Consider the following 21,373-nt stretch of genomic DNA (forward strand, 5'->3'; position numbering starts at 1 on the left):
TATTACAAATCATGAAACGCGTTTCAAAATATATAGCGGTTATGGGATTAGCGGTATTAACCTGCGGTTCCTGTACCAAACAATTTGGTGAGTTAAATACAGATCCAACTATTGTTACTACCCCCGATATTAAGTTCCTGTTAAGTTATTCGCAGGAAAGAGTAATGACCTATAATGGAGGAGAATGGATATGGGAAGGAATGGAGCAGTTGTTCAGGTATACCCAACACGTTACGGCCAGTCCGTATGAAATAACAGGTAATGTAAACGGTCGCTATGGCGTTTATTATTCCCAGATATTGCCTAACCTGTTTGAAATAAGAAGGCAGATCAGCACAATACCTAAAAAGGAGCAGTACCAGAAAATGCAGGAAGTTACCTATATCGTACAAGTGCTGCACGGTATTAAGGTTACCGACATGAATGGTTCCATTCCTTACACCGAAGCAATACAAGGCAGATATGAAAGTAAGTATAACCCGGTATATGATACACAAGAAGACCTTTTCAACACCTGGCTAACAGAACTGGATAATGCGATCAGTGTTTTATCTAATAGCTCGCTTCTTAATCAACAAACCTATGGTAATTCCGATATTTTTTACAAAGGCGACTGGGTAAAATGGGTAAAATTAGCCAACACGCTAAAGTTGCGCATTGCGGCGAGGTTAGAAAATGAGGATGTTGCTAAAACAAAGGAAATATTTAAGCAGGTGATGCAGGATGCTATTGGACCTATTGATAATGATGATGCGCAATTATCTTATTCCAACCCCGATTTTTCACCTTTTGGAAATGATATCAATTACAGAAGTGCCCGCTATGGCAGTACTTCTATAGTTAACTTTCTGAAAGCCGCTGATGACCCCCGATTACCTATCTATTTTGAGACAAATGACCTGGAAGGAACTTATGAAGATACCTTAACAAAATATGCTGCTAACCTCCCTGCATTTATTGATCCCAATGATCCGCATATTAATTTCCAGGGAGCGCCTGCAGACTGGACAACCAACCCAACTGTTGCCGGTTATATCAGCAATGCTTTTGCCGTAGGGAATACCAATGCAGGTAATACTGTTTCCCGTTTTTTTCTGATCTCTCCTATTAATCGTAAATTTTTCTCTCCGAGGTTAGATGGAGCTACGGGTAATTACACGGATGTTTTGGTAACCAATGCCGAATCCTGCCTGTTGGTAGCAGAGTTTATAGAAAAAGGATATGGGGATGGTATAGATACAAAAGGTACTGCGGAAGACTGGTATAAAAAAGGCGTTAGCTCTTCTATAAAAACGATGAACTCCATAGCGGTAGCCGCGCAATCGGCTACCGGTTTTAGTGGTAATGGCATTGCGGAAATTGAGGACTATTTAAATGGATCCAAGGTAAAATTTAACGGAATCAATGATCTCGAAAGAATTTATATTCAGCAATACCTGAATTTTTACCGCAATGCAAGTGAGGCATTTGTTTTTGTTCGCAGAACGGGGTATCCAAAAAACAGTTCCATCTATTATCAGCGTGAATTGTTTAATGAACCCATTGCAAGACGCTGGTGGTTGACTGATCCCGGAGAAGTAAACAGAGCAAACTGGAATGCGGCTATGACAGCACAGGGTTTTACACCCAATGCACAGGATATGCCCACGTTAAGCACGCAGAGAATATGGTATGATAAAAATGCGCCTGACTTTGGTGAAGGGCAATAGATTAGATATTTGAACAGTTCAACCTCGGCTACCATAGTAAATTGAAAGTTATATCATAAAGAATAATCAGTTTGTATCTTCTTAAAATGTTTTATCGTTATCAATCATCATTAAAACTCAACTGCAAATGAAAAAATGTAAAAAAATACTTTTACTGCTTTCGATGATCTTCCTGGTGAGTAGTTTCCTTTTCGCTCAGGAAGCGCGGGTCATCAGCGGCGTAGTAAAAGATGACAAAGGGAATCCGGTTGCAGCAGCAACCATATTGGTAAAGGGCTCTACCGCAACCGCCGTTTCAGATGGAAACGGGCGTTATTCAATTACTGCCGACAGGAAGAATGCTGTTCTTCTGATCAGTTCTGTAGGGTTTACTTCAAAGGAAGTAAAAACCGGAGATGTAACTACCTTAGATGTTGAACTATCAGCATCAGCCGCTGATATGAATGAAGTAGTAGTAACGGCACTGGGTGTAAAAAGAGATAAAAAATCTATTGGGTTTGCCGTACAGCAGGTAAAAGCGGAGGATATTAATATCGCTGCCCCTGTAGATTTAGCCCAGGGTTTAATGAGTAAAGTTGCTGGTTTAAACGTTTCGAACAGTAATGGTTTGAATAACTCCGCTTCAAGAATTGTAATTAGAGGAAACAATAGTATCACTGGTAATAACCAGCCCATTATTGTAATTGACGGAGCCATTTTAGATAATAAGCCTTTGGCGCAGTCAAATATTGACGTACAGGACGGTATCCAGGATTGGGGAAACTATATGAGTTATGTGAATATGGAGAATGTAGAAAGTGTAAACGTATTAAAAGGTCCTAATGCTGCCGCATTGTATGGCGCACGTGGTGCGAATGGCGTAATATTGATTACTACTAAAAAGGGGAGTGCTAAGAAAGGAATAGGTATTGATTATAGTTTTACCAACAACTTTACCAATGTATATCGTTTTCAGGATGTACAGAATGAATATGGTGGAGGTTTTGCTGCCGGCTTGTGGACATTGAATCCCCAGCTTCCTAAAACAGAAAGCGGAGAATCTTACCTGCCTACTTTGTATCCTTCAGCCTGGAACGGTAATCAATATGCAGTGAACGGAACAGGTGTTAACGCTTCACATGAAGTAATTCCTGGTGGAATGAATACATGGGATGTGTTTAGCTGGTTTGGTGCAAGTTCATCCTGGGGGCCAAAATTAAATGGTCAAATGGTTCGGTGGTGGGATGGCGAATTAAGGCCTTATTCCCCTCAGCCCGATAACAGGAAATTTTATTATAAAACAGGTACTGACAGAACCCATAATATATCTTTTTCCGGTGGCGGTGATTTTGGTACCGTTAGGGTGTCTATTTCCAGAACAGACGCTGATGCAGTAGTACCCAACACTAATAATAATAGCACCAATTTTTCTCTCGGCTCTAATCTGAAAATTTCAAAAGCAATTACTGCGGAAATATCTGCGGGCTACAACCAGGCGTATAGGTTAAATGCACCAGAAATAGGAAATAATAATTCCTGGACCAAGTTCTCGATATATGGAATGTCCAGGGAATATCAGCCTTTGGAATGGAAATACTATAAGAATGCAGACGGTTCAAAATATAGCTTCCCCGGATCTTATCCACATGCAGAATATGGTAATAATCTTTGGTGGAGGTTTTTTGAAAACAACAGCAAGCTGAACAGGGACGAATTCCTTTCAACCATAAAATTGAATGCAGAGATCGCTCCATGGCTAAGTGCTTTCGTAAGAACATCGGTTGATTTAATTGGTACAAATTTTATTACTCAGAATAATACTACTTCAGTTGACCATATGCAAGGCGGTTCTTTCACTAAGACGATTAGTAAAGACAAGATTTACAATACCGATATTATGGTGACTGCTCATAAAAATGATTTATTTATAAGAGGCTTCAATGCAAGTGTTTCCGGTATGTTTAATACCTATTCTAATACATCAGCAGGTGTTGTCGGATCTAATTGGAGTACTTTTGCCGTACCGGACGTTTACTCTCTCGGCAATTATGTAGACAAGAACAATACCAGCGCAACAGAAACCCGCTACGATGTAAAGTCACAATCAGTTTTGGGATTACTTAACCTTAGCTACAAAGATTATTTATTCCTTGATCTTACAGGTAGGAATGATGTAACATCTACACTTCCAAAAAACAATAATTCCTATTTCTACCCATCTGGAAGTTTAGCTTTTGTTTTTACAGAAGCGCTTAATATGGGCAGCATACAGAATTTTCTTTCTTACGGCAAACTGAGGTTAGCATATGGGAAAAGTGCTAATGCTGCACCGCCTTATCAGTTAGACTTCCAGTATAATGTAGGTACTTTTGGAGGACAGCCTATTAATTCGCTTCCTACCACAGTTCCGCCTTATGAATTGCAATTCCAGACATCAAGGTCTTATGAAATTGGAACAAGTTTAGGCTTCTTCCAGAACAGATTGAATTTTGATATCACTTATTATGATATCTCCTCTACAAAACAGATCATGACTGCGTCATTACCGGTGTCTTCAGGGGCATCTGCCATAACCTTCAATACTGGCGAATTGACTAATAAAGGTTTTGAGTTTATCATCAATGCAACACCTGTTAATAGAAGAAACTTTTCCTGGAATGTAACCTTAAATGGCGCTGCAAACAGGAACAAAGTTGTTGCTCTTTCTGAAGGCGTAAAAGAATTGAGAATCGGAGATGTATTTGGTAACCTTGGTGTTTTCATGAAAGTATCTCCGGGTGATCAATATGGTACACTTTACGGTACCGATTTTCTTAGAGATGCTAAGGGCCGCAAGCAAATTAAAAATGTTACAGATGGAAGTGGAAATGTTGTCGGTACTTTATACCAATCAACAGTAGATCCTATTGCTATAGGTAATGCTACTCCGAAACTTACAGGTGGCATTGGTAACACTTTCCGCTACAAAAATTTTAGCCTGTACGCATTGGTTGATTGGAAATTGGGTGGAGACATGTATTCATTCGATCATTCCACCGCTATGGGTGGTGGCTTATCTCCTGCAACATTAGTTGAAAGAAACGGTGGAGGATTGCCCTACACGTTCCCTGATGGCACTTCAGGTAATGTAGGTGTAATAATGGAAGGTTACAATGTGGATGATGGAAAGGAAAATGACAGAGTAGTTAACTCTATTTATAAGTATGGCGGTTCTTACACAGGTTGGACGCATTTGAACAGACCAAGAAGCCTTTCTGTTTTCGAGAATACATGGGTTAAGCTGAGAGAAGTTGCTTTATCTTACAATTTGCCCAAAAATTTGTTGGGTCAAGCAAAGGTTTTCCAGAATCTTTCTGTGTCTGTTATCGGCAGAAACCTGTTCTATATCTATACAAGCTTACCTGATCATCTTAATCCTGAAGGCATTAACGGCGTTGGGAATGGGCAGGGTTTGCAATGGTCTGCTTTTCCAGGTATGAGAACATTCGGCTTTAGCATTAAAAGCCAATTCTAACTTTTAAATTTTTGTACAATGAAATTTCAAAATATAAAGAATACAGCAAAGCCATTGGTTATCCTATGTACGATGGCACTGGGTATTTCTTCCTGTAATAAGGATTTTGGCGATATCAATAAGGCGTGGCAAAATAAGACATATAACGCTACCATTCCTGCCACCTATAATTATATAGCATCAACCATGCAGGATGCAGGTGGGATCGGAACGATATATACTTCCTTTCTATACCAATCCACACAGTTAGCAGCCCAGTATGCTCAGTCTGGTTACAGGCTGGACAATTCAGTTGGCGGTTCCTGGGATAGCTATTATTATGCGTTATCCAATTATTATAAAGTAATGGATCTGATCGCAGCATCTTCTGATTCTTCTAAAATGATTAATGTAAAAGCAATGCTGAAAACAATGCTGGCTTATAAGGCATTGAAAACAACTACGCTTTTCGGAGATATGCCTTACTCAGAAGCTGGTAAGGTATTTTATGGGTCTGCTAATTTCAGGCCTGCATATGATCCGCAATCTGCTATATTCAGTTCAGCACTTGATGATTTGAAATGGGCGATAGATAATTTTTCTACAGATGCCGATCAAATATCATTGGGAGCAAGTGAAACAGTTTTTAATGGTGATATTGCGAAATGGGTAAAGTTTGCGAATTCATCACGTTTAAGATACGCGATGGTTATGCGTGATAAAGACGCGGCGAAAGCAGATGCGATTATTGCGGATGCGTTAAGCAAACCTTTATTGACTGCCGGAGATAACTATGGATTTTATCCTGCAACACTTTCCAATACAGTATATGATAGACGTGGAATGTACACAGGTAACTCTTACGTTCGTATGGGATCTACTATGTGGCATGCAATGTCTTCTACTGATGCTGAAGATGGTTCAGGAATCTATGATTTACGTGCTAAAATTTTCTTTGAGCCAAACAGTGATGGCGATTGGGTACCCTATCCAATGAACCCGGGAACAAGCACACCTTCTGAAACAGGTGGAAATGCGGGAGGAATTGTAAATGATCCTTACGATGAATCAAGGCTTACAGCATGGGAAGTTAATGGTGTTTACAAGTTTTCCCCGCTGAATTTTTACTATGTCGCTGATAAAACTTTTCCACAGTTATTTATAACAAGTGCGGAAGTTAGTTTTTTGAAAGCTGAAATTTACAATAAAGGAATTGGTGGAATTACCGCTAACCCTGCTTTAGCTAAACAGTACTATGAAGAAGGGATTACAGAATCTGTAAAGTTTTGGTATGGTCTTGCTAATGGTTCTTCCATATGGCAGGTTAACAAACCTGCTGCTGTTCCAACGGCGCTTGAATTAAGCACAATGTTGGCAAATCCGGCAGTGGCATACAGTGCAGTGCCTTCAACGGCACTGGAACAGATATATAAGCAAAGCTGGATTGCTTTTTTCCATCAGCCGCTTGAAGCCTGGAACCTGCAAAGAAGAACGGGTGGTAAAACACCTGCTGAAGCGCTTTCCCCTTCAAGCCCGGTTCTTAATTTCAACAAGTTGATATATCCGACTTCTGAAACAGAATCAAATTATGATAATTGGAAAGCTGTAACAGGCGGCACCAACGATGAAAAAGTGAAACCCTGGTTTATGCCTTAGTGTTTTGTTATAAATTATGTAGTACAAAAGCAGCCCAACCGGCTGCTTTTGTTGTATATCAACCTTGTCAGGCGCTTACGTCTTCTCCCCTTATTTTTTGGGAATAATTTTCAAATAGCCTTCTTTGTGGGTTAAAAAAGCATTGCAATTTTTTAAATGATCTTCCATGCTGTTGAAATTATCATCATAAACATAACTGCTGAATTCCCATGCGCGCAAAAGCATACGTATATAGGCATCGCTTTCTCTTTGCTTTGTTAACTTTTTAATAGCCCCCATGTAATCTTCCCTATATACCGTTGGAATAATAATTTTTGATAAGGCTTTCGGGCTAAGTTCAGCATTCATCATTACTCTTGCAATTCTGCCATTCCCGTCCAGGAATGGATGAACTTCGCTTACCAGAAACATCATATAAGCAGCTTTTGCGAAAGGATGCCGGAGCATGCTGTACCATTCATATCCTTTTTTCAATGTTCCCGCTACGAGTTTCATGTTTACGAATTCAGTACCTCCGGCGCGATTATTTTTATCCTTAAACTCCCCGGGGTTTTTAGATTTTCTGGCACTTAATAATACAGCATGCCTTTCTCTTAATAGCTTTAATAAATCATCAGCGCTTGTTGGTTGAATTGACATTTCAGTCCTGTTGGATACAATCTGGTAAGTTCCTAATACATCATGTGAATCTTCGTCTCTTGCAGGCAAAGGCGTGGCAGTAGTTATAATCTGCCTGGCTTCATCAATGGTAAACTTCGTGCCCTCAATGTGATTTGAAAAATACCCTTCAAAAAAAGCAAAATTTTGATAGGATTGAATACGCTTATTCTGATCAGGATAATCAGGATAGTCCCTTTTTACCAGGTCTTCATATAACGATTCAAAAAGTTGAATTCTGTATAGGTCTACCGGCTCACCGGGTACTCTTGCCCTTGCAACAGCGCTTACCAGATTTTTTGATAGTCCGGTACCAAGCAGGTCTGTAATTAATTGGTTTAGCGCTGCAAATTCCTTTTCCATATTAAGCAGAGGTGCAATTTCTTTTGCCCTGTCTCTAACCTGGTTGAGCGCATCCTCGCCTTTTACTCTTAAATAGAACTCTATCTTTTCTTCTAATTTTTCCCGGCTGAGGGTTTTGGAATGCTCACCAGCACCTTTAGCTCTTTGCAAATTTTCCAGGTAGGCACGGGCAAGCCCGGATGCCCTTAGATTCCCCAAAAATAGCATATCATCTTCCAAAGGATCCGGGCCCTTGATGAAATGTAGTATCAGCCCCGGTAATGCGGCCGTTCCTTTATAACTGTGCGTAAGATAAAGATGTACTTCGGGCGTGTGTATTCGTTCTAAGGCGCTTCTATGACACAGGTCTGAAGCAAAAGCCTGTACCAATTCCATCGAATCACTTTTCCCGGTGCTTCTTCCAAACAGGAGGTATATACTCTGGGGGCTATTTTGCGAAGGAGTCCCTGACCTTCAAGTTTTCCGATTTCTTTTGATCGTTCTTTTGTTCCCACTATAATTTCCCGGAGTCTGTTCATGGTAATATTTTCCTCTTAATTTAGATTTTTTCGTTAAACTGGCTATATTTTCCACTTAATATCTATTTTATAGAAATAATTTCATCTAAATATAAAACCTATCCCACTAAAATATATAAAAATGGTAATATTTTCATCCAAATATGCCGTTTTCTAAAATACTTTTATCCTGGTTATAGCTATCATGTAGATTATGACCAATAGCAATCTTTTTAATCGTCTTTGTTCTTTACAAAGGATTAATTTCGATTCTTATAAAATAATGAAATAAGCATGTCTACCCGTAGAAAATTTTTGCAAACCTCCGTAATCGGTTCTGCCGCGGTGTTAACAGGTGAGCAGGTATTGGCCGCTTTGCCAAAACCGGTTATTAATAAACCCGTTGTTGTATCTACCTGGGATTTTGGAAAGGCCGCCAATGCGGAGGCCTGGACGATACTGGGTAAGCGTGGCAGGGCTTTGGATGCCGTAGAAGCAGGTGTAAAAATACCGGAAGCCGATCCCTCCAATCAGAGCGTTGGGTATGGCGGTTTGCCAGACAGAGACGGGCACGTAACCTTAGACGCCTGTATTATGGACGAGCATTACAATTGCGGGTCGGTAATGGCGCTGGAGCATATTGTACACGCTGTTTCGGTTGCCCGGTTGGTAATGGAAAAAACGCCGCATATTGTTTTAGCCGGAGATGGCGCCCTGCAGTTTGCCCTGGCAAACGGATTTAAAAAAGAGAACCTGCTTACACCGGAAAGTGAAAAAGCATGGAAAGCATGGCTGAAAACGGCCAAATATGAACCGGTAATGAATGTTGAAAATAGATTGTACAATAAAAATAATGATCCTATGCCCGGCGGACCCAACAACCACGATACCATTGGCATGGTAGCTATGGATGCAACCGGAAGCCTGAGCGGGGCCTGTACTACCAGTGGCATGGCCTATAAAATTCACGGACGGGTGGGAGATTCTCCCATCATTGGTGCGGGGCTGTACGTTGATAACGAAATTGGCGCCGCAACTTCTACCGGCGTAGGCGAAGAAGTGATCCGCATTGTAGGTTCGCACCTGGTAGTGGAACTCATGCGTCAGGGCCGCTCGCCCGAAGCCGCCTGTAAAGAAGCGGTACAGCGTATCATTAAACGCAGCCCGGAGCAGTCAAAAAAAATACAGGTGGGGTTTCTTGCCCTGAATAAAAAGGGGCAATACGGCGCTTATGCCTTACAGAAGGGTTTTACTTATGCTGTAAAAAGTGAGAAAGAAGAGAAAGTGTATGCTTCGAAGAGTATTTATTAGAAGGTATCAGGTGTCAGGTATCAGGAATAGGGCAAGGGATGGGGAGGAATGTTTTTAAGTATAAATAGTTAAGAGAAATTATAATTAATCATGTCTAAGCGTATGGTGCTGGAGGTTTGTGCTTTTAATATTCAATCTGCTGTTATAGCAGAAAGGGCCGGGGCAGCAAGGGTGGAGTTATGCGACAACCCGGTGGAGGGAGGAACCAATCCGAGCTACGGTACCATTAGAATAGTAAGAGAAAAAATTTCAATTCAACTATACCCCATTCTTCGTCCGCGATCAGGCAATTATTTTTACGATGAAGCCGAATTGGCTATTGTAAAAGAAGATATACGCGTTTGTAAAGAACTGGGCTGCGATGGTATTTCCGTAGGTATTCAAACCATTACGGGTGACATAGATATGGAAAGATTTAAACAGATTGTAGAATGGGCTTATCCTATGGGCGTTACCTGCAACCGGGCTTTTGATGCCACTCCCGATCCATATAAAGCGCTGGAAGATATTATTGCATGCGGTTGTGAGCGGGTGCTTACTTCCGGGCAGGCAAGTGCCGCCCCGGATGCGGGGAAACTGCTCGGGCAATTAGTGCAGCAGGCAAACGGTAGAATCAGCATTATGCCCGGCGCCGGCGTGCGCTCCTCTAATATAAAAAAGCTGATAGCAGAAAGCGGCGCTTACGAATACCATACTTCTGCGCGAAAAGTTATACCTAATCCCATGTTGCACGGTAATCCTGCTGTACTCGACAGTGGAAACATATACATGGCTGATATAGAAGAGCTGAAGGCAATCCTGGCTATTATGCAATAAGAAATAAGCATAGAGCCGGAAAATATTTTATTACTTGATTCAAAACCCATCCGATTCAAACATTATTTAATCGAATAAGCAGCTTTTTCTAATATAATCTTCTCTATAATTTAATGTAATAGAAGACGGTTTATCGCTAATTGCATGAACTTATCTTGTTATAGTTAAATAAAATCAATCTTTTTGTTTTTTTTAATAAAGTATTGTTAATTTAGCAATTTAATTACAATAATTTAATGTTTGTGCAAAAATGCTTTATCTTATTGGAATTATGCATATAATCTTTTTACAGATATTTTATAAATTCAAAACTAACAGCAATGAAGAAATCAGCAAGTCGTTTTTTGCTCATGGCAGTGCTCTTCTTATGCAGTGCATTTGTTTTCGGGCAAACCACAAAAACTGTTACTGGTGTAGTAAAAGATGCATCCGGTACAGTACTTCCCGGTGTTTCCGTTACTGAAAAGGGTCGCAAAACCGGCGGCACTTTTACCGATGAGTCTGGAAAATTTTCCATCAATGTAACTGATAATGCAGTGCTCATATTCAGTTCTGTAGGATTTTCGACACAGGAAGTGCCAGTAGGTTCAAACACCGATCTTAGTGTAAATTTGGTGGCGTCTGATAACGCTCTAACGGAAGTGGTAGTAACTGCAATGGGAATCAAAAAAGAGCAAAGAAAATTGGGTTACGCAGTATCAACTGTTACTTCCAAAGACATCCTTTTAACTTCTCCCACTAATTTCGCTTCGGCATTATACGGTAAAGCTCCTGGCGTAAACATCAATACTAATCCCGGTGGCGCAACCAGTGCAGTTAGTGTAGGTATACGGGGTTTGAATTCAATTAATTTTTCCCGTCAGCCATTATTGGTAGTAGATGGAGTAGTAACACGTAATGGTGAAGCCAATAATGATGGTTTCTGGAGTTCTCCTCGTATTAATGGGAATGGGCTTTTGGATATCAATCCGGAAAATATTGAAACATTAACCATTTTAAAAGGAGCTGCTGCTTCGGCATTGTATGGTTCAGATGCAGCAAATGGTGTAATCGTGATCACCACTAAAAGTGGTAAAGGCAGAGAAGGGCTGGGCGTGGATTTTAATTCATCCTACATTAGCGAAACAGTTGCCATAGTACCCGATTTACAGAATGAATATGGACCAGGGTATGATCGGGGAACCAATACAGGCAGTTTCGGCTCCGATGATGAGGGCTGGATTCATAAAACAGTAGATGGTCAGGCAGTAAAGTATCCTATTTTCAGGGCATACGGTCAGTTTGGCCCTAAGTTTACCGGTGAAGATGTATATTGGTGGGATGGCGCTATGAGGTCTTATGTTGCTCAGAAAAATTACTGGAAATCCTTTTACAGGGATGGCATGAGCGCTGTACAGAATATTGCCGTAAGCAACGCCACAGATAAATTCAATTACAGACTTTCTTATACCCGTAACGATTATAAAGGAATCCAGATTGGCGGGAAGCAGGAAAAGAACACCTTTAATCTTAATTCATCTTACAAAATTACTTCCAAGTTTAGTACCGATCTGGTATTAAGTTATATTAATGAAAAAGTGCACAATCGCCCGTATCAGATTGACAGGCTTACCAATAACTATGGTGGCTTCCTGAGCGCTGCAGAAAGAATGGACGTAATTTTTGATAAATATAAAACGACAAAAGGATACAAATACGTTCCTTACAATGATGTTTCCAAAGACCCTGCGGAAGCATTAAAATATAATATACGCGGTTATGACTTCCTTGATTTTTTATGGAACCAGCTTGAAAATAGTTTTGATGAAACTTCAAACCGGTTGCTGGCATCTGCTACTATTAACTACGATATCGTAAAAAATCTTCGTTTCAGAGGCAGGTTGGGAACCGATTACACCGGATACTTTGCGGAATCAAAAAATAAATCAGCTTACCCTTTGGCTTTTGGTGAAAGTGGTTATTATGGAACAAACTTCAACCGCTATAATTTTACATACGGTGATTTGTTGCTTACTTATAGTAATAAGTTAACAGATAAGTTTACGCTTAATGTATCCGCAGGATACCAGGCCAGAAAAGAAGAATACCGTAATTCCAGTGCAGGTACCAGGGATGGCTTAACACAGGAAAACTGGTATAGCTTTAGCGCTTCTAAAACCACTCCAACATCTGGTTCGTCAACAAGGAGTTTTTTGGTAAAGGATGGCTTGTTCGGAATTTTGGGTGTTGAATACAATAATTTTTTATTCCTTGAAGGAACAGTAAGACGTGAAAGAACTTCTACATTGTATCCGGGCAATAATACTTTTGTTTATCCGGCTGTGAGCGGTTCTTTTGAATTGAGCAATGCTTTTAACTTACCGCAGTTTGTTTCCTATAGCAAATTAAGGGCTTCCTGGGGCATAGTAGGAAATCCCGCGCCTCCTTATGTAGCTAATACCATTTACAATGCGGGAAGTATTAATGGCGTTGCTACACTCTATCCTGGTAATCCTTATGGAAATAACAATTTAAAAAATGAGCAGAAAACAGAGATGGAATTTGGTTGGGAAACCAAATTGTTTAATAACCGTTTAGGATTTGATGTGTCTTATTATAATAACAAGGTCACTGACCAGATACTGAGCCTTACCGTTCCCGCCACTACAGGATCAACAGGTATTTTGGTAAATGTTGGGTCTTTAAGGAACTACGGAGTTGAATTAGGCCTTTATGGATCACCTGTTAAAAATAGATTTTTTCAATGGGAGACAAGATTAAACCTGGCATTTAACCGGAATAAAGTGATCTCTTTAATGGAAGGGCTTGACAGGTTGACCAATTCAAATCTGGACAATGGTTCCTTATTAATTGTTTCGGAAATTGGTAAACAGGCAGGAGATATTATAGGATATAAAAGACGTCAGAATGCCAGTGGTGAATATCTGATTAATGATGCGGGCTATTACGACATCAATTTTGATGACCAGGTAAAAATGGGTAATATTCAGGCAAAGGGACTTGGAGGTATAACGAATACATTAACTTATAAAAATTTCGCGCTTAATTTTCTCGTTGATTTTCGCTGGGGGGGACAAGTTATTTCCCAGGCATTGTTATATGGGACAGGTGCCGGAATGTATACTAATTCTTTGGATGGACGCGATAAAGAACATGGCGGTGTACCCTACTATGTTGATGTAAATGGTGCATTTGTAAAGGTCAACGATAATGTTACATCCGGTCCTAACGGAGAAAAAGTATATAATGATGGTATGATTTTAAAGGGTGTAAAGCAAAGCGATGGAAAGGGAAATGATGTAGTTATTGATGCGCCTAATTTTTACCTGAATACTTATAGCTGGGGATCATGGCCTGGTTCGGGTTCCTACAGTACCTATGAAGGCGCTGTGTTCGACAATGACTTTATAAAATTACGCGAGTTAGCATTGTCCTATTCATTGCCTGTAAAAGCAATGGAAAGAATTAAAATGCAGAATGTAACAATATCTATTTATGGAAGAAACCTTTTCTACTTCTATAAAACTCTGCCTTATCTTGATCCGGAGGAAAGCATTGGAACCAACTCGTTTTCCCAGGCTTTTGCCGGTGGTGCTACCGCCGCAACCCGTTCAATAGGTGCAAGTCTTAGAATATCATTTTAATTCATAACATCAATCAGACGAAAATGAAAAAACATATCATATACATCCTTTTAATTTTTACTATTCCTGTGTACTTCATAACGGGATGTAAAAAATCAGACTTCGATAACAATTATAGTAATCCTGAAAAAACCGTGAATTCAAATATTGAGGGTTTGTTTGCAGGAATTTTCGACAATGGCAGAGTAATGCCAAGGTACTGGAATCTGTATACTTTTCATATTCCTATGCTTGGGGCGTATTCCCAAACTATTGGATATGGTAATGGATCTAAAATTTATGAACAGGCAATTAACTATACAGAGAATCGCTGGACCGACTACTATACAGGTACAATAGCAAGGTACAGGGAATTAGAGAAAAAGTATAGCACTTATGCAGATGGCTCCATAGAAAAAACAGGATACCAGCTTTTCCTGGAAATAGCAAGATTGTTTGTATATGACCAAACTGCACAAATCGTGGATATGTGGGGCGATATTCCCTTTAGTACTGCAGGCCAGTTGAATGCAACCGGCGGAGATATTATATTGGCCAGCTACGACACGGATAAAGATTTATATAGTTTTATTCAACAGGATTTAAAGCGGATTGCCGATTATCTGGCAACGGCAACCCCGGATCCCTTTTATACGGGGCAGTTGCAAAAAAGCGACTACGTGAACGATGGAAGCATTTTAAAATGGAGAAAGTATTGCAACTCACTGCGCCTGCGTCTGGCAATGCGTACCTCTTATTCGGACGAATCCGGATCAAAAGCTATTGTTCAGGAAATTCTTGGTAATCCAACTCAGTATCCTGTAGTTGATAATATTGATGAGACTATACAGATTGTTGCTGAAGGAAGCTTGGTTTCAGGGGATATGGAAAGTGGTTTTGGAATTAACAGCCTGGCTCCGGGATATATGGTAGAGGATTTAATGAATCCTTCACATGATCCGCGACTGCCGGTTATATTCAGTGCTAATAAAAACGGGGAATATCACGGGGTTATTAATACCTGGTCAGCTACCCGTCAAACCGATTCAACTACTGCCGGTTATTATTCAAGATATGATTCGGTTACTTTCATTAAGAATAGAAACTTTCCTGGCATAATACTTACAGCTTCTGAAGTAAGTTTTATTAAAGCTGAGGCATACGAAAGATGGGGTGGAGGTGACGCCAGAGCAGCATATGAGGAAGGTATAAAACAATCTATTGATTTTTATTATTATCTCAACCATCTCAATGATTCCTGGGGGGGGCATGAAACGCCACCAACGCCTTTAGCCGTGAACAATTTCCTTGCTGATCCGATGGTAGCTTATGGTGCAGATCAGGTAGAAAACCTAAAGAAAATTGGCACCCAAAAATGGATTGATTTTGGAATTATGCAGGCCAATCAGGCCTGGGCAGAATATAAGAGAACTAAATATCCCGCGCTTAATTTCCCTACTGATGCGAGTTCTACTTTATCTCCTAATCCACCTGTACGATTGCTGTATCCTTCAACAGAGAGGATATTAAACACAAAGAACTATGAGGCTGTTGCCTCCAAAGACAATGTCACTACCAAAGTGTTTTGGGATGTAAAATAATCTCAGTCAAAACAAAATACAGAAAGATATCACTAAAGAGGCAGGTAATCAACTGCCTCTTTACTTTTGTGTACCCGCGTATTAAATTGTTTTTAGCATGCCAGTTATTAAAGCCGGTTGGATCATTGTTTTTCTAATATCTCTGTTAGTTGTATATACCGGAATAACAGAAAACATATCAGGGGCTATTTCAAAACGCTTAATATGGGCTGCAAATACAGATTCTGTATTGCCCGGCAAACGGTTGGCCTTGCAGTACTGTGGGATGTGCCACCTTTTTCCGGATCCTTCCTTATTGGATAAAAAAACGTGGATAGACCGGGTGTTGCCTAATATGGGATTAAGGCTTGGGATTAATGAAACAGGTAAAGACCCTTATGCCGATTTGCTTCCGGAGGAGCAACCTATCATGCGTAAATTGAATGTATATCCCAGTACACCGTTAATCACCCAAAAAGATTGGGACGAAATTGTAAAATATTTTGAACAGGAGGCGCCCGAAGCACCATTGCCGCAAAAGAAGCACGATCCCATTTCGGATACCTGTACTTTGTTTTTGACTAAGCAGATCAGCTTTGACGATAAGCCGCTCCCCAAAACAACCATGCTGAAATTTAACAGCGCGTCAAATGAAACGTATATAGGAGACGGGCAGCATAAATTATATATATTAGATAATCACTTTAACTTTAAATCGGCATGGAATACAGAGAGCGCTCCCGTTGATATCAGTTTCAGGAAAGGAGCAGCACCTTTATTGCTTACGATCGGGAGCTTTAGCCCCTCGGACCAGCAGTTGGGACGCCTGCTGTCGTTTGATACGAGCTTTACCACCCCGATACCTGAAATTAATATTGATCATTTATCCCGGCCGGTTCAGTTTGCCTGTGCTGATCTGAATATGGATGGAAAGGACGATGCAGTGATCTGCAATTTTGGAAATAATGGCGGGAAGCTTGCCTGGTATGACGATTTCCAGGCGTCAAAAGAAAATATTTTAAAAGCACTTCCCGGCGCCAGGAAAGTAGAGATCAAAGACTTTAATGGAGATGGCAAACCTGATATTATAGTACTCATGTCGCAGGCATGGGAAGGTATTTCCCTGTTTTATAATTTGGGAAAGGGTAAATTCAAAGAAAAAAAACTCCTGCAGTTTTCACCGGTATTCGGAGCAAGCTATTTTGAACTGGCGGATTTTAATAAAGACGGGCATCCCGATATTTTACTTACCAATGGCGATAACTGGGATTATTCGGCAATAAATAAAAATTATCATGGCGTTCGGATTTATCTGAATGATGGCAAAGATAATTTCAAAGAAGCCTGGTTTTATCCATTGTACGGAACATCCAAAGCCGTAGCGGCAGATTTTGATAATGATGGAGATATGGATATTGCTGCCATAGCATTTTACGCTGATCTTGAACATCCTGAAAATGGATTTGTGTATTTCTCTAACGAAGGAAATTTTTATTTTAAATCATCTTCATTGCCAGATGCAGCGTTAGGTAAATGGCTAACAATGGAAGCCGCAGATTTCGATCATGATGGCGATACAGACATTGTATTAGGCTCTTATTTTCATACGGTAGGAGAGTTAAGCAAGCTTATTAATAAAGGCACAACAACTACTTTCCCGCAGCTTCTTGTTTTAACGAATACAACAAAATAAGATTGCTTTTATAACCGTACCTGGGTTTCCGTGGCGGAGCCCCCGGAAGAATATACTGCATACAAAATCGGAACCTTTGTATAGCGGCAGCGGCGGTTCCAGGATGCGGTCGGTGTGCAACGAAGGAGCGTCAGACCGCATGTTCCAAAACAGAAAATGCCGCAGATACGCGCATGTAATCTGCGTATCTGCGGCTAAAGATCAAGCGTGCTGCCTGGAATTGATTTCAGGCAGGATAGAAGTTTTTATGCTTCCTGTTCAGCCTGCACAGGACTGATTACGTCAAGCACTTTATATTTTTTTAGTCCTGAAGGCATTTTCCATTCCACCTCATCGCCTTTTTTAAATCCTATCAGCGCTGCGGCCATAGGCGTAAGAATAGAAATTTTCTTTTGTTTGATATCGGCATGGGGAGGCATTACAATAGTAAGATCGGTTATTTTTTGAGTTGAAGTATCCTCAACCCGCACTTTTGAGTTAAGCCTTATGGTATCCAATGGCAAAGCGTTATCTTTTACTACAATAGCCCTGCTCAACTCATAAGCTAAGGTCATTTCCTCTTCCATATCGTTTACCAGGGATATTCCTACAAGTTGTTTTAGCAGGCGAAAGTCTTCTTCGCACAGCAATACAGGAGTTTTTTCAGCGTTCATAACATCATTTTTAAAATATTAAAAAATAATAGAGAAATATTAAAAGTGTTTATTTGAAATGTTAAAGGCGGTTTTACCGGTTTACTGTTTCGCTTCTTCTTTTGCTCAGCTTTTTTCTGTGAAAATAATCGGATAAAACCTTTTTGTACCGGGCCCTGAAATAGATAATCGGTCCCGCGGAAATTACAAATGCAATCAGCCATAACCACAACTTCTCCGTAATAACGCCGGTAATAAGAATAGCTATATTTAAAGCATAAATGCAACAAAGGCAAATAACCCTTACCGGGAAGGTTATCATATTTCGTTCCATAAAAAAATAATTAAAATAAAAAAATAAGAATGAGTAAATAAGGATATGCCCCCGAACTACAGTATTATTTAAATAAAGTTCGGGGTAAGCGTGTGGAAATCCTTAAAATTTGAAATATAGTATTGTTTCCCGCAGAAGCTGCGAAACGGGAGGATAACATCCGTATACGCAGCATCCGGCACAGGGAAATGTCTCTCCCGCGCCAGTGTGAAACTGCGATATGTAGTATACGTTATCATTTAAGGCAACTGCAAATATACGCAATAAATCCTTAAAATATAGTTATAAGTCTTTTGAATTAAATTTCCTCAGCGACAACCATAAAGGTACAGCAAACCAGGTTATTAAAACCAGGAAGGCAAGTATAACCCCTGCCTGCGTGCCAAAGAAGTTTCTGAATATGGCGCCTGTATAACCCATCAGGGCGGAAATATCCATTTCCAGTAAAATTAAAATGCGGCTCAGGTCAATAGGGTTTAAAGCGCTAACGCCCACCATCGCTTTTTCAAGCGGGTAATCGGCAAACTGGAACAGCAGGAATAATACCATACCATCGAAAAGTAAAGCGAAATACAGCCAAAGCAAAATTACTTTCCCTATTCCTTTGGCTTTATCTCTTGTAGTAACGGATGCAAGCAGGGCTATGGCAACAAAAATAACGGAAAGCAGTAACCCGGTAATGAGCATCATTATTCCTGTAGGCGTAGGCTGGTACAGAAGAATAGGTATACCGGCGCCTATAAAAAAGGAGAGGGAAAGCGATGCTGCCAGTCCCGAAAACAGGCTTAGCCAGATGGTTTTTCTTTTAAGCGGCTGGCTTACGAGCAATTCAATAAATTCTGAACTGTTGTACGTGTATATAGTAGAAAAAACCATACTTACTAACGGAACAATGAGCAATATAACATTCAGTAAGCTTAGCAGGCCTTTTGACGCGTTGTCTTCAAGGTTAAATACGCTTAACGACATCACCAGCAGGAAAGCGGTATAGGCAATTACAATTTTATTGCGCAGGATATCCGCTATTACATATTTAATTATTTTTTTCATGATACATTAGTTTGTCATTATGCTGGCAATGGCTTTTGTAAGCTGGATTTCGCCCGTATCGGCGCGGAGTGCTTCAATGCTTTTATGGAATCTTAACCGGCCGTCCTGCATATAAATAACCTGGGTAACCAGGTCGTCTAATTCACTTAAAACATGCGATGTAATTAAGATGAGTTTGCCTTTTTCTTTTTCGGTAATGATCTTTTCTTTCAGGATACCCGAAGCTACCGGGTCAAGTCCGGCGGTGGGCTCATCTAATATTAATACGGAAGGATTAAAAAGAAAAGCGAGGGAAGCGCTTACTTTTTGCCGTGTGCCGCCCGATAAGGTACTCATCCGCTTTTGCATTAAAGCGTTTAGTCCAAATGCTTCAATGAGATCTTCATCCGTTTTTGTGTTTTTAGTTTGCCGGATGTCGCGCATCATATCTAACACCTGTCCTATTGTCATGTTTTCCGGGTATCTTCCAATTTGCGGCATATACCCTATATCCTTCCTGTATTTCCAGTCGTGTAAAATATTTTTTCCGTTAAAGGTGATGAAGCCGCTGTCGGGAACCACCATTCCAAGAATGATTTTTGCCAGGGTGGTTTTGCCGCTTCCGTTGGGGCCTATCAATGCAATACATTCTCCTTTGTTACAGGTAACGGAAACGTCATCTAACGCTTTGAGCTTCCCGAATTTTTTCGACACATTACTTGTAATAATCATAGCGCTAAAGGTTTCATTAAGGGATGGTCGTCTTTCAGGTTTTCGGGGGTAAGACTGGGCAATACTTTTTCCGTTTTGTCGAGCAGCGTGGTAATAAAGCTGCGGAACAGCATCATGGCCGGTGGGTTCCTTTCAACAATCATGGAGTACATGCTTACCGGCCTGTAGGGAATATCGCCCACTTTATCTTTATCCAGGTCATATCCTTCATATTTATCCCAGTAATTATTTTTAAAGGTATTCAATACTAATGAGCCATTGGTGCCAATATCAAAAGTGTTGCCGATGAAATTATTTTTTTCCAGTGTTATATCCATACAGCTCGCCTGCATTTTAATGGCCCATCCATTGCCTTTAAATGTATTTTTTTCCATTTCAATGCGGCTCGATCCATCCATGAAGATACCGCTGGTGTTGCCTTCAAAATGGTTGCCTTCTATAATGCCGTCCGAAATTTCTTTTAGCAGCAGGCCATAGGCCGCATCGCCCCAGTTATCTTCAAAGCGGTTATACTTCATCGTTACGTTGCGGGTATACATTACGGCTACGCCTGCGCCGTTGTTACGAAAAATATTATTGATATACGTATTGTTGTGCGCAAACATAAAATGCAGTCCATACCGCTGATTTTTTTGCACCGTATTCTTTTCTATCAGCGAATGGGTGGCAAATTCTAAATAAATACCATCCCGGTGCCCTGTAACATTGTTGCCGCTGATGTAAATGCTATCGCTTTTCCAGCAGTGAATGCCGTTGCCCGACAGTTGTGTTGCCAGGCTGGAAGCGGTTATACTGTTGTTTTGTATGGTACACTGCCGTCCCTGCTGGGAATAAATACCAAAAAAATTATCTTCCAGTATATTATTTATAATGGTAACGTGATGCGTATTATAAATTTTAATACCCGCAATATCAACCATGGAAGAATGTCCGGAGTTCCGGATAAGGAATCCGTCAACAGTTGCATTGGGTGATTTTACAGACAGGGGCTCATACTTCTTTTCCCCGTCTAATACCGGGTAATTAACGCCTTTAAGTACAATAGACTTGTTGATAATAATATTACCCTGCCGGTATATGCCTTCGCTTACCAGCACCGTATCGCCGGCAGCGGCCATATCAATGCCCTGTTGTATAGCCGTAATGGTTTGCCCGTTTCCAACTGTTATGGTTTTAGCAAAAATTGGTGTAGCCATTCCCACCATCAACATACTGCATATACCCGCTATAAATATTCTTTTGCACATGTCACATCAAATAAATAAACAA

Annotated in this window: 13 protein-coding genes; 8 read left to right on the forward strand and 5 right to left on the reverse strand. The window is 40.4% G+C overall.

Going from position 1 to position 21,373, the window contains the following annotated elements; translation table 11 throughout:
• The first annotated feature begins 11 nt into the window (after window positions 1-11).
• The 3 genes from VL121_RS18070 to VL121_RS18080 all read left to right on the forward strand — a co-directional run bounded on the left by VL121_RS18070 (window position 12) and on the right by VL121_RS18080 (window position 6,837).
• Complete coding sequence (locus VL121_RS18070; protein WP_325407978.1) at window positions 12-1,709, forward strand: SusD/RagB family nutrient-binding outer membrane lipoprotein; 1,698 nt, start codon at window positions 12-14, stop codon at window positions 1,707-1,709.
• 127 nt (window positions 1,710-1,836) lie between these two features.
• Window positions 1,837-5,202, forward strand: a complete 3,366-nt coding sequence (locus tag VL121_RS18075; protein ID WP_325407980.1) for a SusC/RagA family TonB-linked outer membrane protein — start codon at window positions 1,837-1,839, stop codon at window positions 5,200-5,202.
• 72 nt (window positions 5,203-5,274) lie between these two features.
• On the forward strand, window positions 5,275-6,837 hold the full coding sequence (locus VL121_RS18080; RefSeq protein WP_325408056.1) for a SusD/RagB family nutrient-binding outer membrane lipoprotein: 1,563 nt from the start codon (window positions 5,275-5,277) through the stop codon (window positions 6,835-6,837).
• 90 nt (window positions 6,838-6,927) lie between these two features.
• Here the strand turns inward: VL121_RS18080 and VL121_RS18085 are convergent, their stop codons facing one another.
• Entirely contained in the window at window positions 6,928-8,232 is a 1,305-nt protein-coding gene (locus tag VL121_RS18085) for a Fic family protein (protein ID WP_325407981.1), read from the reverse strand.
• Between the two features lie 416 nt (window positions 8,233-8,648).
• Between VL121_RS18085 and VL121_RS18090 the strand changes: the two genes are divergently transcribed.
• The 5 genes from VL121_RS18090 (at window position 8,649) to VL121_RS18110 (ending at window position 17,377) form a co-directional block, all read left to right on the forward strand.
• The gene (locus tag VL121_RS18090) at window positions 8,649-9,665 is read left to right on the forward strand and encodes a glycosylasparaginase (protein WP_325407983.1); all 1,017 of its coding nucleotides are present in this window, start codon (window positions 8,649-8,651) and stop codon (window positions 9,663-9,665) included.
• A 90-nt stretch (window positions 9,666-9,755) separates the two neighbouring features.
• Complete coding sequence (locus VL121_RS18095; protein WP_325407984.1) at window positions 9,756-10,481, forward strand: copper homeostasis protein CutC; 726 nt, start codon at window positions 9,756-9,758, stop codon at window positions 10,479-10,481.
• A 320-nt stretch (window positions 10,482-10,801) separates the two neighbouring features.
• Window positions 10,802-14,125, forward strand: coding sequence for a SusC/RagA family TonB-linked outer membrane protein (locus tag VL121_RS18100; RefSeq protein WP_325407986.1), 3,324 nt, complete (start codon window positions 10,802-10,804; stop codon window positions 14,123-14,125).
• A 23-nt stretch (window positions 14,126-14,148) separates the two neighbouring features.
• Window positions 14,149-15,705 (forward strand): SusD/RagB family nutrient-binding outer membrane lipoprotein, encoded by a 1,557-nt coding sequence (locus VL121_RS18105; protein WP_325407988.1) that lies wholly within the window; start codon window positions 14,149-14,151, stop codon window positions 15,703-15,705.
• 97 nt (window positions 15,706-15,802) lie between these two features.
• Window positions 15,803-17,377: an FG-GAP repeat domain-containing protein gene (locus VL121_RS18110; protein WP_325407990.1), complete on the forward strand. Its 1,575-nt coding sequence runs from the start codon at window positions 15,803-15,805 to the stop codon at window positions 17,375-17,377.
• A gap of 245 nt (window positions 17,378-17,622) precedes the next feature.
• Here the strand turns inward: VL121_RS18110 and VL121_RS18115 are convergent, their stop codons facing one another.
• The 4 genes from VL121_RS18115 to VL121_RS18130 form a co-directional block, all read right to left on the reverse strand.
• On the reverse strand, window positions 17,623-18,030 hold the full coding sequence (locus VL121_RS18115) for a GreA/GreB family elongation factor (protein WP_325407992.1): 408 nt from the start codon (window positions 18,028-18,030) through the stop codon (window positions 17,623-17,625).
• Between the two features lie 595 nt (window positions 18,031-18,625).
• On the reverse strand, window positions 18,626-19,393 hold the full coding sequence (locus VL121_RS18120; RefSeq protein WP_325407994.1) for an ABC transporter permease: 768 nt from the start codon (window positions 19,391-19,393) through the stop codon (window positions 18,626-18,628).
• Between the two features lie 6 nt (window positions 19,394-19,399).
• Window positions 19,400-20,104 carry an ABC transporter ATP-binding protein gene (locus VL121_RS18125; RefSeq protein ID WP_325407996.1) on the reverse strand — a complete coding sequence of 235 codons (705 nt, stop codon included), beginning with the start codon at window positions 20,102-20,104 and terminating at the stop codon, window positions 19,400-19,402.
• On the reverse strand, window positions 20,101-21,351 hold the full coding sequence (locus tag VL121_RS18130) for a nitrous oxide reductase family maturation protein NosD (RefSeq protein ID WP_325407998.1): 1,251 nt from the start codon (window positions 21,349-21,351) through the stop codon (window positions 20,101-20,103). The genes VL121_RS18125 and VL121_RS18130 overlap by 4 nt, the downstream gene beginning before the upstream one ends.
• Window positions 21,352-21,373 lie beyond the last annotated feature (22 nt).

It is taken from the genome of Agriterribacter sp. (assembly GCF_035497235.1).
Lineage (GTDB): Bacteria > Bacteroidota > Bacteroidia > Chitinophagales > Chitinophagaceae > Agriterribacter.